Here is a 15,419-nt window from a genome sequence, read left to right as displayed (position 1 = left end):
GGAATTTTCTAGACGCATCGCACGTGCGGGCCGATCTTGCCCTCGGCGAAAAACGCGTCGATCTCCGGCAACAGGGCGATCGCTTCGTCGACCGGTGCGGCGATATCCGAGCCTGCTCCGAACCCCCACCATCCGCGCGGGGAAAACCAGGTCCGGAACAGCGGATGCCGGTAGAGCGTGCAGTACCGCTCCAGGTAGTGGATCCACGCATCCTCCGCGCGGACATGTCCGGCCGGGTGCGGAATGCCCGCGGCGGGCACTGCGGCGAAGTTCAATCGAAACGCATCGCCACTGCGCTTGTCGATCTGGATCTCGACCTGGTCGTAGCCCTGCTGACCGCGTCGGCGACAGCGGCCGAACGGAAACGCCTTACGGATCTCGCCCGCACGCCGATCCTCCGCGTCCAGCGGCACGGATTCGAATCCGCGCCGCGCCAGTTCCGGTACCAGGCGGCGCTCGAGCGCCGCCAGCAATCCATTCCTGGCCGAACCGCTACTGGCAGCCACACCCGCCCCCGCCGCCGGGTAGCGCATTGCCGGCCGCTCCGCCCGCCGCGCCGCCACCGACCGCGCCGGCGTTGCCGACGAAGCCGTAACCCCATCGCTCCACGTGGTAGAGGTCGCCCATGCCGTTGGCGGCCGCGCGCTGGGCCTTGGTCAGTCCGGAGGTACCGAACTTGGACTCGACGTAGTAGGTGGTGCCGCGTATCGATCTCCAGGTGCTGTCGACCACCGTTCGGTACCCGGGGATGCTTCGCGTCTGTGTCTCGATCAAGCGACTGCCCTTTGCCCAGTTGTTGGCCAGCGACAAGGTCTCGCCGATCTGCCCCTTGGTCGCGTTCGACAGGCCCTTGGTGAAATTGACCAATCCACGCGACGCCAGACCGCCGCCGACCGCGCCGAGAGCGGCGGAGATGCCCGCTTGACCCCAGTTGATGCAGTCCCAGTTGCCGCCGTTTTGTATCAGCTGCAAGGCCACATCGACGCCGAAGCCGATACCGGCACCGATCAGGAAGTTGATGAACTTGCCGGTCGGGTCGTTATAGGACACCGGATCGCCAGCGACATAGGCGTAGAGATTGACGTCCCCGCCGCCGAAGCCGAGCGGATCCTCGCTGATGAACCGCCCCATGCCCGGGTGGTAGTAGCGGGCCCGGTAGTGGTACAGGCCGCTCTCGTCCAACTCGCGACCGGTGTACTGGTAAGGATTGTTGGAACTGCCGAGGCTGGCCTGGGTTTGGCCGTACGGCGTGTAGTCGTAGCGCTGCACCAGCTCGCCTGCGGCGTCGCTCAAACCGCGCGTGCTACCAATGGCGTCGGTCAGGAAGTAGGCGCGGCCGTTGCCGTCGGTACGCGAAAAGCGTTCGTCGATATCCGCGCCGGTCAGGATGCCGGTGATCGCGGTGCCGCGAGTCTCCTGCACCGGATCTGCGCCGTCGTACAGATAGGCCGTGCCCTGCCCGCCTTCGACCTTGATCTTGCGACGGCCGAGGGCGTCGTACGTGAAGCTGGCGACCAACTGCGTGCCCTGTCGAATTGCCGCCAGCTGATCGCGCGCGTCCCATTCGTAGGTACGCTGGCCGTCGTCGATCAGGTTGCCGTTGGCGTCGTAGCTGAGCGCCGCGCCGTGGTACTGGGTTTGGCGGTTGTTGTCGTCGAAGACGTTGCCGGTGCTCGCCGCGGGCAACAAGTTGCCGGACAGGCTGCCGGTCTGAGCGACTCGCTGTCCGACCTGGTTGTAGGCGTAACCCAGATCACCGAGCGGGCTTCCATTCGGCTTGAGGTAGGCGATGCCGGTCACCTGACTCGCCGCGTCGTAGGCATAGCCGGCCTTCACGCCGTTGGGCAGGGTCAGCTGCGAACGCCGGCCGAGCGCGTCGTACTGAATATCCACCACTTCGCTGCCCTGCAGGATACGGGTGAGCTGGTCGGCGGCGTTGTACTGATATTCGACCTTGGCCTGGCTGCCGGCGGTCATGCCGGTGCGGCGACCGAGACCGTCGTACTCGTAGGTGACCGTGCCTTCGGGACTGGCGGCCTGCAGCACGCGATCGTAAACGTCGTACTGCCAGCTCAGGGTTCCGGAAACGCTGTCCTCCAGCTGCAGTAGACGGTCGGCGGCATCGTAGGTAGCCGTCTGGGTGCTGCCATCGGCGTAGGTCGTGGTGGATGGGCGGCCGAGCGCGTCGTAGACGAACGACGTGGTCTGCTGCTTGCGATCGGTGTAGGCGGACACGCGGCCGATGGCGTCGTAGGACCAGGCCTCGGCCTGGTTGAGAGCATCGCGCCGCTCGGTCATGCGGTCGCGATTGTCGTAGCCGTAGGTCACGCCATTTCCGTGCGGCAACAGCACAGCGGCGAGGTTGCCGTTGTTGTCGTACGCCATGTCGGTGGCGTTGCCATCGGCGTCGACGATCTTCTTGATGCGTCCGCTGACGTCGTACTCGCGGCGCAGGATCTTGCCATCCTGGCCGCGCACGACCACCAGCCGCCCGAGCGCGTCGTAAGCGAAGCCGGTAGCGCGACCCAACGGATCCACCACCGCGGTCAGCTCGAAGCCGTCGTAGTGGTAGTACGTGGTGTTGCCCGCCGGATCGGTCACGCTCAAGGGCTGACCGTTGCCGTTGCAGCTGATCTGGATGACGCGATTGAGCGGGTCGGTGACGCGATTCAGGCAACGATCGACGTAGTTCAGCGTGGTGGTTCGGTTGAACGGATCGGTGACGCTGGCCAGATCGCCGTCGGCGGTGTAGGTGATATTGACCGTCTTTGCGTCGGGCGTGCCCGCCAGATACTTCACCTGCGTGGTCAGGCCAAGCGCGTTGTACTGGAACTCGGTGCGGCGCCCCTGGGCGTCGACGCGCGCGCTGATCTTCTCCGATCCCGCCGCGCGCTCGAACCGCACGGTCTGCGCCTGCGCGGTACCGTAGCCGACCGTGTCGCTGACCGGATAGCGACCCGGTCCGAACACCAGCCGACGCTTGCGGCCATCGGGCTGGGTGACCAGCACGCCGGTGTTGGTGCCATCGTCGTGCAGGTAATCGATCGAGATCTCGTTGCCGTCGGCCAGGGTCTGCTTGGTGACCTTGCCCAGAACGTCCGGCTGGCCGCTGGCGATGTTGGTGTAGGTGTTGAGTACCTCGCGATACCCGCGCCGATTGGTCAGCGACTTGAAGTTGTGTGCGATCACCTGCCCGGAACTGGGCGTGCCGACGGCGCCGAACATCAAGTCGTATGTATAGGCCTCGAAAGTGTTGTCTGGATAGGTGACGCGGCTGAGCATGCCGTCGGTGTACTGGTAGGACCAGGTGCGCCCGGTATGGTCCTTGGCCGTGGCGATGCGGTTGCCGCTGTCGTAGGTCAGGGTGATGGTGCGACCACTAGGCGAGGTGATCTTCTTCAGCAAGCCGGCCTCGAACGACAGGTCGATGCGGTTGCCGGCGCGATCCTCGATGCCGCGCAAGGGCGAGCGGCCGCCGTTGTAGAAACCGGAACCAAAGAACATGCGCGAGCCGTTGCGCAGGCGCATCCAGTAGCCGTGGCCCCAAGTCGTGTCGTTGGCATGGTTCAGCACAGCAGCGCCGAACGCGGTCGACGAACCGTTCTGGCGCCATTCGCCGGTACCGCCGGATCCGGAGATGCGGTCGAAGCGCACGAACGAACCGTTCGGCAGCACCATCCACATTTCGTTGTAGCCGGCCGGCGCGTGCAGGGAGTAGTCGTAGTTGGACGCGGTGCCGATACCGAAGGCGCGCTTGCGTGCGTCGTGCTGGCGGTAGCTGCGGGCCAGGCCGATCGAGATCGAGTCGGTGATCGTGATGTCGCTGGCGCTGTGCAGGAACGAACCGGTGGCCAGATCGATCGGGTCGCCCGCGACCGCGCCACCTCCCGAGCCCGAGGAGCCGCAGCCTTCGTTGCAATTGGGCTGATCCGGCTCCGGCGGCGGATCGTCGCTGGGCACGGTGTAGCTGCCGCCCATGGTCTGTTGCAGGGCCACGCCCTGCTCCGGCACGAACTGACGGCCGTCCTGGCCTACGCGGCCGTGTCCGTAAATGCGCCAGCCCTCGCTGGGATCGTAGATCCAGAAATCGGACTGGGTGCCCGGCTTATGGCCGTCGTAGTTCGGGTACGCGACGCGCACACCCTTCGCAGCTTCCGGTGTCAGGCCTTGGATCACCGCGCCGCCCGGTTCGACCGTGAAGTACATCGGGTAGTTGTCGGCGACCGGGAACGGCGCGCGGTTGACCGGCGTCGGCACCAGCGCCAGTTCGGTGACCAGGCGGCCCTTACGGTCGCGGATCACCGCGCCGGCCGGGATGGTGACTTCCAGCCCCGGCATGTCCGGGTGGCTGAGCACCACGTCGCGCGTGAGCGGCGAGGGAATCTTGACCTTGTCGCGCGCGCTGATGCGCGGCAGGTGCATCAGGTAGGGCAATTCGGTAAGACGGCCCTTGGCGACGTCCACGCCGACCACGAACTGGCCGTACTCGACGCCGTCGCGATTGGCGGTGGTGCCGTCGACGTACAGCTCCTGCCTGCCGGCCGGCGCGTCGAACAGCAGGAACCAGCCGTCGGCGTTGGTGCGCGCGCTGCGGTCGCCGACGCTGACTTCCACGTCCGCGACCGGGGTCTGATCGACGCGCAGCACACGGCCGCGCAGCGCGCTGACCTGGTACAGCGCCGCGATCCGCGCCATGTCCTTGTTCGGCGCCGTGTCCAAGCCCTCGCCGTAGACGCGCCAGCGGCTGTCGGTGTTGTTCTGGCCCGGTGTCCAGACTCCGTCGCGCAGGCTGTCGCTGCGCCGGCACGGCAGGCCGCGCGGACCGGACGCGCAGGCATCCGACGCGTCGGTGCCGGTGGTCAGATGCAGCGCGCCGTCGTCGTGGTCGGCGGCGTTGGGATCGCCCGCACGGGTCAGCGCGGCGGTATGGAAATCCACCGCCACCAGCGGCAACGGTTTACCCTCGGCCGAGTACGCGCCTTCCAGCATCAGGGTGTAGTCTGCATCTGGGAACAGCGGTTGCTTGGGCGTGACGAACAACAAACGCCCCTGCTCCACCGGCACCACGTCGATCGCGGTGGGACCGCCGGGGCCGAACAGGGTCGCGCTGCTGGTATTGAGCCCGCTCACGCGCAGGGCGCGATCGAAACGCAGGCTCAGACGCGAGTCGGGATCGACATCGCGCGCGCCGGCGCGCGGCAGCGATCCGGCCAAACGCGGTGCGGCGCGATCGGCGGTGGCGGCCACGACCGGCGCGGCGACCGCGGTGAAACGCGAAGTGGTGGCGTCGTAGCGCACGTCGCTAGCGAAACCGCGGGCGCGGGCATCGATACCGCCGCTCAGGCGCACGCCGCCATCGGCCTGCAGACTGGCGCTGTGGCCCAGTCGCGGCGGGGTCAGTTCGCTGCCCACGCGCGTGCTGCCGCGCACGCGCTCGTCCCACAGCTCGGCTTGGGCGATGCCTTCGCTGCCGGTGGACCAGCCGCCCGCGACCAACAGGCGACCATCGCTGAGCACGGTGGCGGTATGCGCGGCGCGCGGCAGCAGGTCGACGCGGTCGGCCGCGCTCAAGGTCTGCGGCGCCGGATCGAACCACAAACCGGTGGCGTGGACACGCCCGTTGCCATCGACACCGCCCCAGATCAGCACGCGACCGCTGGGCAACAGGCTCAGGCTGGCGAGACGACGCGGCGAACTCAGTTTCCAACTGCGCAGGATGCGATCACCGGCAGGCTCGCTGCGACTCAGGCTGAGGCTGCCGCCGTCGCGGCTCAGGCTCAGCCAGCGACCGTCGGGCAGTTGCGCGCGCGCCTGCGTGGCTTCCGCCGACAAGCGCTGCGACAGCGTCACCGGCAACGGCTCCAAGGCCGCGCCGGCCTCGCCGATGCCCAGCGAGGCACCGCCGACCATGCTCGCCAACGCCAGCGTGAGTACGCCCCAGCGCCAGCTCTTGTGCAGTCCTTGTCCGATGCGTGCCATCGCTAGTCCTCGTTGCCCTGTTGCTGCTTGCTCGATCCCGATCCGTGGGTGCCTGCCGCTACGGCGCCACGACCAGCGTCAGTTGCGCGGTCGTGGTTTCACCGTTTCCCGGGTCGATCCAGACCAGGTAATCGCCACCGGCGGGCAGGTTGAGATTTACCGTCAAGGTGTCGCGTATCCAGTTCGACTGCAGCACCGTGCCGTCGGGCTTGTAGACCTGGTAGTACACGTCGCGACTGGCCGGCGAGGTCGTCTGGCCGGTCACCTTCAGCGACAGCGGCTGCCCGGCGTTGCCGGCGAACGTCAGACGCGCGTTGCGTCCGTAGCGCGCCAGGTCCAGGGCGTAAGCGGTGTTGGGCTGCAATGTTCCGGTCAGGTCGCTGCTCAAGGTGGCCTGGAACGCGATCGTGGCCTGGGCTGGCGCCACTACCACGCGGTGCTTTCCGCCCGTCAGGTTGGCCAGGTTGAGATCGCAGCCGCCGGTGCTGACCGAGCAGCTCTCGGAGAGCAAGGTGCTGCCGTCGGGCCGGTAGACGTAGACGCTGGCGCTGGTGGCGCCGCTCATGCTCAAGCCGCTCAGGCCCAGGCCCAGGTTCTGCCCGCTGCTGGCGACGAAATCGAATGCTAGGTTCTGGCCGATCGTCTGAGTCGCATAGGCAATCGAGCCACCGTCGGTTTCCAGCAGGTTAATCGTGCCCGGGCTGAGGCTCACGGTCGCCAGCGCGGTTTCGCCGTACGTCGGATCGATCCAGACGAAGTAGTCGCCGCTCGCAGGCAGGTTCAGATTTAAGGTCGCCGCGCCGCGCACGTTGGCCGACTGCAGCAAGGTGCCGTCGGGCTTGTAGACCGCATAGAGCACGTCGCGACTGGCTGGGACCGTGGTCTGGTCGGCGATCCGCAAGGCCAGCGTCTGACCGGCGCTGCCGGCGAAGCTCAGGCGCGCGTTGCGGCCGCTGCGCGACAGGTCCAGGGCGTAGGCGGTGTCGGGCTGCAGGGTCGCGACCAGATCGGTCGACAGCGCGGCCTGGAAACCGACCGTGCCGGCATCGGGCACCACCACCACGCGATGACGGCCGCCCGACAGGTTAGTCAGGTTCAGATCGCAGCCGCCGTAGGTCGGATAGCAGGTGTCGTAGCCGAGCTGGCTGCCGTCGGGACGGTAGACGTAGACGGTGGCGTTGCTGCCGCCGGCGATGACGAACTGCGACAGGCCCAGACCGACGTTTTGGCCGGCGTCGGCATCGAATCCGAACACCACCTGCTGCGCGACGGTCTGGGTGGCGTAGCTGGCCGCCGCGCCGTCGATCTGCTGCAGACCGGTCACGCCCGAAACCAGGGTCACGCTCGCGTTCGCGGTTTCGCCGTAGTACGGATCGACCCAGACGAAGTAATCGCCGCTGGCCGGAAGCGTCAGGTTCATGGTCAGCGCGGTGCGCACCGTGACCGTCTGCAGCAGCGTGCCGTCCGGCTTGTAGATGCTGTAGTAGAGATCGCGATTGGCCGGCACGGTGGTCTGGCCGACGATCCGCAGCGCGACGGTCTGGCCGGCGCTGCCGGCGAACGACAGGCGCGCGTTGCGTCCGGGGTAGGTCAGGCTCATCGCATAGGCGGTGTCGGGCTGCAGCGTCGCGCTCAAGTCGGTCGATGCCGTCGCACGGAAGCTCATCGTGCCGTTGTCCGGCACAACCACGATCTTGTAGGTACCGCCGACCAGGTTGGACAGATTCAGGTCGCAACCGCCGTTGCTCGCGTAGCAGGTCTCGTACGTAGCCTGGCTGCCGTCCGGACGGTAGGCATAGACCGTGGCCGAGGTACCGCCGACGAAGCTGAGCTGGTCGATGCCTATGCCCACGTTCTGGCCGCTGCCGGCGTTGAAGGTGAACGAGGCTTGCTGACCGACGACCTGGGTCGCGTAGTTGCTCGAACTGCCGTCCAGCGCCTGCACGCCGGTGGCGCCGTTCACCAGGGTCAGCTGCGCCGACGCGGTGGCGCCGTAGTACGGATCGACGAACACGGTGTAGTTACCGCTGGCCGGCAGGTTGTGCAGATTGAAGATGCCGTTGGCGTTGACCGCCGCGCCCTGCAACAGGCTACCGTCGGGCTTGCTGATGGTGTAGTAGACGTCGCGAGCCGCCGGCACCGTGGTCTGGCCAGAGATGCGCAGCGCCAAGGTCTGACCAGCGCTACCCGCGAAGCTCAGACGTGCGTTCTGACCGCGACGCGACAGGTCCAATGCATAGGCCGTGCCCGGCTGCAGCGTGGTCGTGGCTTCGGCCGACAGCAGCGCCTTGAAGCTCATGCTGCCGTTGCCGCCGGTCGGCGCCTGCACCACTGCGGTGTAGGTGCCGGCGGCCAGGTTGTTCAGGTCTAGTTCGCAGCCGCCGTAGCTCTGATAGCAGGTTTCGTAGGTCAGCTGGCTGCCGTCGGGTCGGTAGACGTAGACCGTGCTGTAGCCGCTGGTGGTGCCGTTGACCACGTAGTCACTGATGCCCAGGCCGAGGTTCTGGCCGGCGCTGGCGCTGAAGCTGAGCGTGGCGTTCTGTCCGGCCGCCACGGTCGCGTGAGCGCTGGGATCGCCGCCCACGACCGGCACGCCGGTCACGCCCGTCAGCATCGTCACCTGCCCGCTCGCCTTCTCGCCGTTGAGCGGATCCAGCCACAGCCGGTAGTTGCCGGTCGTCGGCAGGTTCAGGTTCAAGGTCGCCGCGTCGCGCACGTTGCCCGAGGCCAGGCTGGTACCGTCGGGCTTGTACACGATGTAGGCCACGTCGCGATTGACCGGCGTGGTGACCGTACCCGCCATGCGCAGCGCCACGCTCTGGCCGGCGCTGCCGGCAAAGCTCAGGCGCGCGTTGCGGCCGTACTGGGCCAGGTTCAGGCCATAGGCGGTGTCGGGCTGCAGCGTCGCGGTCAGATCGCTGCTGACCGCCGCCTGCAGGCTCATGGTGCCGGCGTTGGGCACCAACTGCACGCGATAGCGGCCGCCGGGCAGATTGGAGAAATTGAGGTCGCAGCCGCCGTTGCTCGCATAGCAGGTATCGACCGTGAGCTGACTGCCGTCGGGACGGTAGACATAGATCGTGGCGTAGCTGCCGCCGGTCACCGTCAGCTGACCGATGCCCAGGCCCAGGTTCTGGCCAGTGCTCGCGTTGAAGTCGAAGGCGATCTTCTGGCCCGCGGTCTGGGTCGCGTAGGTCGTCGCCGCGCTGTCCACGTCCTGGATCGGGTCGCTCGGTCCCGGCGGCGTCGGATCGCCGCTCCCGCCCTGCTGGGTCACCAGCGCCGACGCGGACGCGCCGTAATAGGGATCGACGAACACCGCGTAGGTGCCGCTGGCCGCGAGGTTAGCCAGATTGAGCGTACCGCTGGCGCCGACTGCGCTACTTTGCAGCACGGTGCCATCGGGCTTGCTGACGGTGTAGTAGACCTGGCGGCCCGCGGGCACGGTGGCCTGGCTCGCCACCTGCAGGCTCACCGTCTGCCCGGCCGTCGCATTGAAGCTCAGGCGCGCGTTCTGACCGCGGCGCGACAGATCCAGCGCCTGCGCGGTGCCGGCCGTCAGCGTCGCGACCACATCCGGCGACAGTGTGGTCTTGAAGCTCATGGTGCCGTTGCCGCCGGCCGGGGCCTGCACCACCACGTTGTAGCTGCCGGCGCCGAGCCTGGGCAGATCGAGTTCGCAGCCGCCGTTGCTCTGGTAACAGGTTTCGTAGGTCAGCTGGCTGCCGTCCTGGCGGTATACGTAGACCGTGCTGTAGCCGCTGGTGGTGCCGTTGACCACATAGTCGCTGATGCCCAGGCCGAGATTCTGGCCCTCGCTGGCGGTGAAGCTGAAGTAGGCGTGCTGGCCGGCGATCGCGGTCACGTAGGCGTCGGTGGCTCCGCCGACGGTGCCGCTACCGGTGATGCCACCGGCCAGGGTCAGCTGCGCGCTCGCGGTCGCACCGTAGTACGGATCGATGAAGACGCTGTAGGTACCGCTGACCGGCAGGTTGGCGAAGTTGTAGGTGCCGTTGGCGTTGACCGCCGAGCCTTGCAGCAGGCTGCCGTCGGGCTTGCTGACGGTGTAGTAGACGTCGCGGCTCGCCGGCGTCGTGACCTGGCCGGCGATGCGCAGCGCCAGGGTCTGTCCGGCGCTGGCGGCGAAGCTGAGTCGGCCGTTCTGGCCGCGACGCGGCAGGTCTAGCGCGTAGGCGACGTCGGGCTGCAACGTAGCGGTCGCTTCGGCCGACAGCGTGGCCTTGAAGCTCATCAGGCCGTTGCCGCCGTTCGGCGACATCACCGTCACGCTGTAGTTGCCGGGCGCCAGGTTGATCAGGTCGAACTCGCAACCGCCGTTGCCCTGGTAGCAGGTATCGCTGAGCAGTTGGCTGCCGTCGGGGCGGTAGATGTAGACCGTGCTGTAGCCGCTGGCGGTGCCGCCGACCACGTAGTCGCTGATGCCCAGGCCCAGGTTCTGGCCCGCGCTGGCGTTGAAACTGAGGTAGGCATGCTGACCGGCCGCAGTGGTCGCGAACGCGCTGGGGTCGCCGTCCACCGGCGTGGTGCCGGTCGAACCCGAGGCCAGGGTCAGTTGCGCGGTCGCGGTCGCACCGTAATAGGGATCGACAAAGATGCTGTAGGTCCCGGTGACCGGCAGGTTGGCGAGGTTGAAGCTGCCGTTGGCGTTGACCGCCGCTCCCTGCAGCAGGCTGCCGTCGGGCTTGCTGACGGTGTAATACAGGTCGCGACTCGCCGGCGTGGTGGTCTGGCCGGCGATACGCAGGGCGACGGTCTGGCCGGCGTTGGCGGCGAAACTCAGGCGCGCGTTCTGGCCGCGGCGCGGCAGATCCAGCGCGTAGGCCACATCGGCTTGCAGCGATGCCGTCGCTTCCGGCGACAACGTCGCCTTGAAACTCATGGTGCCGTTGCCGCTGCTGGGCGCGGACACGGTGGCGCTGTACTGGCCCGCCGTCAGATTAGTCAGATCCAACTCGCAGCCGCCGTTGCTCTGGTAGCAGGTCTCGGTCTGCAACTGGCTGCCGTCTGGGCGATACACGTAGACCGTGCTGTAGCCGCTGGTAGTGCCGGCCACGACATAGTCGCTGATGCCCAGACCGAGGTTCTGGCCGGCGCTCGCGCTGAAAGTGAAGTAGGCCTGCTGGCCGGCGGCCGCAGTCGCGAACGCGCTGGCGTCGCCGCCCACCGGCGGCGCGCCGGTCACGCCCGACAGCAGGGTCAACTGCGCGGCCGCGGTGGCGCCGTAGTAGGGGTCGACGAAGACGGTGTAGATTCCGGTCGCGGGCAGGTTGGCGAAGTTGAAGGTACCCGCGGCGTTGACCGCCGCGCCCTGCAGCAAGCTGCCGTCCGGCTTATTGATGGTGTAGTAGACGTCGCGCGCCGCCGGCACCGTGACCTGGCTGGCGATGCGCAGCGCCAGGGTCTGGCCGGCGTTGGCGGCGAAGCTGTAGCGGCCGTTCTGGCCGCGCCGCGCCAGGCTCATTTCGTAGGCCGCATCCGGCTGCAGCAGCGCGGTGGCTTCCGGCGACAGCGTCGCCTTGAAGCTCATGCTGCCGTTGCCGCTGGTGGGCGCAGTCAGGGTGACGCTGTAGGTGCCGGCGCCGAGGTTGTTCAGATCGAGTTCGCAGCCGCCGTTGCTCTGGTAGCAGGTTTCGCTGAGCAGCTGGCTGCCGTCGGGGCGGTACACGTAGATCGAGCTGTAGCCGCTGGTGGTGCCGTTGACCACGAGGTCGCTGATGCCCATGCCGAGGTTCTGGCCGGCGCTGGCGGTGAAGCTCAGATAAGCGTTCTGACCGGCCGCCACGGTCGCCAGGGACACCGCGTCGCCGCCTGTGGTCGCGGCACTGGTCACGCCGGTCAGCAGGTTCAGCTGCGCGGTCGCGGTGGCGCCGTAGTACGGGTCGACGAAGACGCTGTAGGTGCCGCTGACCGGAAGCCTAGCGAGATTGAAGGTGCCGTTGGCGTTGATCGCCGCACCTTGCAGCAGCGTGCCATCGGGCTTGCTGATGGTGTAGTAGACATCGCGCGTCGCCGGCACCGTCACCTGGCCGGCGATACGCAGCGCCAGGGTCTGACCGGCGTTGCCGGCGAAGCTGTAACGGCCGTTCTGACCGCGGCGTGGCAGCTCCAGCGCGTAGGCGCCGTCCAGGGGCAGCGTCGCGGTCGCCTCGGCCGACAGCGTGGCCTTGAAGCTCATGGTGCCGTTGCCGCTGGCAGGCGCGGTCAGCGTCACGCTGTAGTTGCCGGCGGCCAGATTGAGCAGATCGAGTTCGCAGCCGCCATTGCTCTGGTAGCAGGTCTCGGAGGTGAGCTGGCTGCCGTCCTGGCGGTACACGTAGATCGAGCTGTAGCCGCTGGTGGTGCCGTTGACCACGAGATCGCTGATGCCCAGGCCGAGGTTCTGGCCGGCGCTGGCGCTGAAGCTGAGGTAGGCGTTCTGCCCGGCCGCCGCGGTCGCGTGCGCGCTGGGTTCGCCGCCCAGCGGCGGCGCGCCGGTCACGCCGCTCAGCAGGCTCAGCTGCGCTGTCGCGGTGGCGCCGTAGTAGGGATCGACGAAGACCGTGTAGTTGCCGGCGACCGGCAGGTTGGCAAGATTGAAGGTGCCGTTGCCGGTGATCGCCGCACCTTGCAGCACGCTGCCGTCGGGCTTGCGCACGGTGTAGTAGACCGGCTGGTTGGCCGGCAACGTGGTTTGACCGGCGATGCGCAGCGCGAGGGTCTGCCCGATGCTGCCGGCGAACGTCAGGCGGCCATCCTGACCGCGGCGCGCCAGGTCCAGCGCGTAGCTGGTGTCCGGCTGCAGGGTCGTGGTGATTTCCGGCGACAAGGTCGCCTTGAAGCCCATGGTCGCGTTGCCGCTGGCGGGCGCGGTCAGGGTGATGCTGTAGGTGCCGCCGGCGAGGTTGGCCAGATCGATCTCGCAGCCATTGTTGCTCTGGTAGCAGGTTTCGTAGGCGAGCTGGCTGCCGTCGGGGCGGTACACGTACGCGGTGCTGTAGGCGCTGGCGGTGCCGCCCACCACATAGTCGCTGATGCCCAGGCCGAGGTTCTGACCGGCGGCGGCGGTGAAGATCAGGCGCTTGCTCTGGTAGGCCGTCGTCGTCGGCACGCTCAGCGGCCCGTCCACTGTCCGCAGCAATTTGTTCTTCTCCAGCGCGACGTTCCAGCTCGCTGGCACGGCGCTGGGCTTCATCAGCAGCAGATAGGTCGCGGCGTTCAGGCGCGGCAGGTGCACGCTGGGCGTGGTGGCGCCGACGCTGCCGCTGAGCACGACCGCATTGTTCGGGCCGTAAAGCGTGTAGGCGACCGTGCCACTCAGACCAGCGAACTGCAGGCTGCTCATCAGCCCGGTCTCGCCGTCGATCAGCAAGCCGACCTGCTGGTTGGCCGCCGACGCCGACAAGGCCTGCGCGGGGCCGTCGACCAGCAAGCGACCGGAGGCGACGATGTCGGCGGGATTGATGCCGTTGGGCGAGACCAGCACGATGTCGTCGCTGAGCGCCCGGCCGTAAGGCGTTAGCACGGTCACGCGGCCGCTGCCGGTACCGACCGGCACCGGGAAGCTGAGCTGCTGGTTGGCGATCGCGCCAGGCATCGCGAGCCGGCCGTTGAGCAGTACCCGGGTCCGGTCCGGCATCGGGTGCAGGCGCTCGCCGTTGACCGTGATCGCGGTGCCCACGCTCGCAACCAGCGGGCTGACGCTGTTGATGCTCGGCGGCAACGCGTTCTCGTCGACCACGAAATCCGCCGGGCCGGTCGCGGTCTGCGCGCCCACGGTCACCGTCAGCGGACCCGTGGTCGCGCCGATCGGCACCAGCGCCACCAGCTCGGTCGCGCTGGCCGAGGTCACCGTCGCCGCGGCGCCGTTGAAACTGACCGTGTTCAGCGCCGGTGTCGCGCTGAAACCCTGGCCCTGGATCGTGATCGGCAAGCCGACGCCGCCGCGCGCCGGCGCGAACGCGAACACCGCCACTTGATCGGCGGTCAGGCGCTCGATGCGCAGCAGATTGCCGATCTTGTCGTAGACGTAGCGCGCGCTCTGGCCGGCATCGTTGGTGACCACCACCAGGCGGCCGCTGCCGTCGTAAACGTACTTGGCCGCGAACGCCCAGGAGCCGGTGAACGCCGCGCACAGTGCGATGGCCGCCATGAGGTAGCGTGAGCGCAGGCGCAAATTATCGCGGCATCGGGAGATGCGATTCGCGAAGCTGCTTCCAAGCACGCGAGGCTCGATCCCGCGACCAAGCTTGTCCATACGCTCTCTCCCAAGAGCACGGCGTTCCCGCCGCTCCATGTGCATCGCACTCGCCGCGTCGACCGCGGCACGTCCTACCGCATCATTTAGATCGATGATCCATGACAACGTCAAGCGTGCCAGACTGATTCCATGAACCGATTCGGCGCATCGCAACTCGTGGTTGCCGCCTGCCTGGCTTTGCTGGCGGTGGCCTGCGCGCCGCGCGGCGACTCGCAGGCCGCGCGCGACGCGACGAACGCGGCGCGTGTCGCCCTGGGAAAACGTGTGTTCCTCGACGCGCGCCTGAGCGACAACGGCAAAGTGAGTTGCGCGAGCTGTCACAACCCGAGGTTGGCATTCGCAGACGGACGCGTCGTGTCGCTCGGCGTGCACGGCAAGTCCGGTACGCGCAACGCGCCTTCCCTGCTCGAAAATGCGACCAAGCGCCATTTTTTTTGGGACGGCCGTGAGAGTTCGCTCGAAGCCGCGGTGCTGCAGCCATTCGTCAATCCGGTCGAGATGGGCCTGAATCGCGGCGACACCGTGATCGAACGCATGATCTGGCAAGCCGACTACCCCGCTCAGTTGCAGGCGGCGTTTCCCGACAGCAACGGTCGCGCTGGCATCGATCAGGTCGGCATCGCCCTGGCCGCCTACCTACGTTCGCTGCCAGGCGCCGACAGCGCCTTCGACCGCCACGCCGCCGGCGAAGCCGATGCGCTCAGCGCGGACCAGCAAGCCGGGCTCGCGCTGTTCCGCGGCAAAGCCCAATGCAGTCAGTGTCACCGCGTCGATGGCGTGCGGGCGAACTTCTCTGACGACGACTTCCATCACCTCGGAGTCAGCGACTCGGCGATCGCCGGACGCGTGGCTCAGCTCGTCGACGATCTGCCTCCGCCGGGACAGGCGCTGGGCGACGCCGTGCTGACCCGCGCCGACATCGCCGGCCTCGGCCGCTTCGCAGTCACGCGCAAACCCAGAGACCTGGCCGCGTTCCGCACGCCGTCGCTGCGTAACGTCGCCGTCACCGCTCCCTACATGCACGACGGCTCGGTCGCGACGCTGGAGGCGGCGGTCGATCAGGAGATCTACTACCGCAGCCTCAAGCACGGTCGCCCGATCTCCCTCACCGTCGCCGAGCGCAGGCAGTTGCTGGCCTTCTTGAGCTCGCTGACCGACAGCGCCTACGCCTCCGCGCCTTGAG

Annotated in this window: 4 protein-coding genes; 1 reads left to right on the top strand and 3 read right to left on the bottom strand. The window is 67.7% G+C overall.

The window, feature by feature from the left end; translation table 11 throughout:
• Positions 1-8: 8 nt before the first annotated feature.
• From V1318_RS15110 to V1318_RS15100, 3 genes are read right to left on the bottom strand one after another with little or no spacing between them, the layout of a single operon-like run.
• Entirely contained in the window at positions 9-473 is a 465-nt protein-coding gene (locus V1318_RS15110) for a hypothetical protein (protein ID WP_332940533.1), read from the bottom strand.
• 19 nt (positions 474-492) lie between these two features.
• A complete protein-coding gene (locus tag V1318_RS15105) occupies positions 493-5,979 on the bottom strand; it encodes an RHS repeat-associated core domain-containing protein (RefSeq protein WP_332940532.1) in 5,487 nt (1,828 codons plus the stop codon).
• A 58-nt stretch (positions 5,980-6,037) separates the two neighbouring features.
• Positions 6,038-14,128 (bottom strand): IPT/TIG domain-containing protein, encoded by an 8,091-nt coding sequence (locus tag V1318_RS15100; protein WP_332940531.1) that lies wholly within the window; start codon positions 14,126-14,128, stop codon positions 6,038-6,040.
• 237 nt (positions 14,129-14,365) lie between these two features.
• Here V1318_RS15100 and V1318_RS15095 point away from each other — a divergent pair, with 237 nt between their 5' ends.
• Complete coding sequence (locus V1318_RS15095) at positions 14,366-15,418, top strand: cytochrome c peroxidase (RefSeq protein WP_332940530.1); 1,053 nt, start codon at positions 14,366-14,368, stop codon at positions 15,416-15,418.
• The last annotated feature ends 1 nt before the right edge of the window (position 15,419 follow it).

Origin of the sequence: Lysobacter sp. CCNWLW3 (assembly GCF_036697405.1) — a bacterium.
In the GTDB taxonomy this organism is placed as follows: Bacteria; Pseudomonadota; Gammaproteobacteria; order Xanthomonadales; family Xanthomonadaceae; genus Lysobacter.
The sequence above is the reverse complement of the archived record's forward strand: the minus strand, read 5'-3'. Positions and strand labels throughout refer to the sequence as shown.

Excerpts from the sequence above, each read along its gene's own strand:
- V1318_RS15100 (WP_332940531.1), bottom strand. The coding sequence starts at position 14,128 with ATGGCGGCCATCGCACTGTGCGCGGCGTTCACCGGCTCCTGGGCGTTC.
- V1318_RS15095 (WP_332940530.1), top strand. The coding sequence starts at position 14,366 with ATGAACCGATTCGGCGCATCGCAACTCGTGGTTGCCGCCTGCCTGGCT.
- V1318_RS15105 (WP_332940532.1), bottom strand. The coding sequence starts at position 5,979 with ATGGCACGCATCGGACAAGGACTGCACAAGAGCTGGCGCTGGGGCGTA.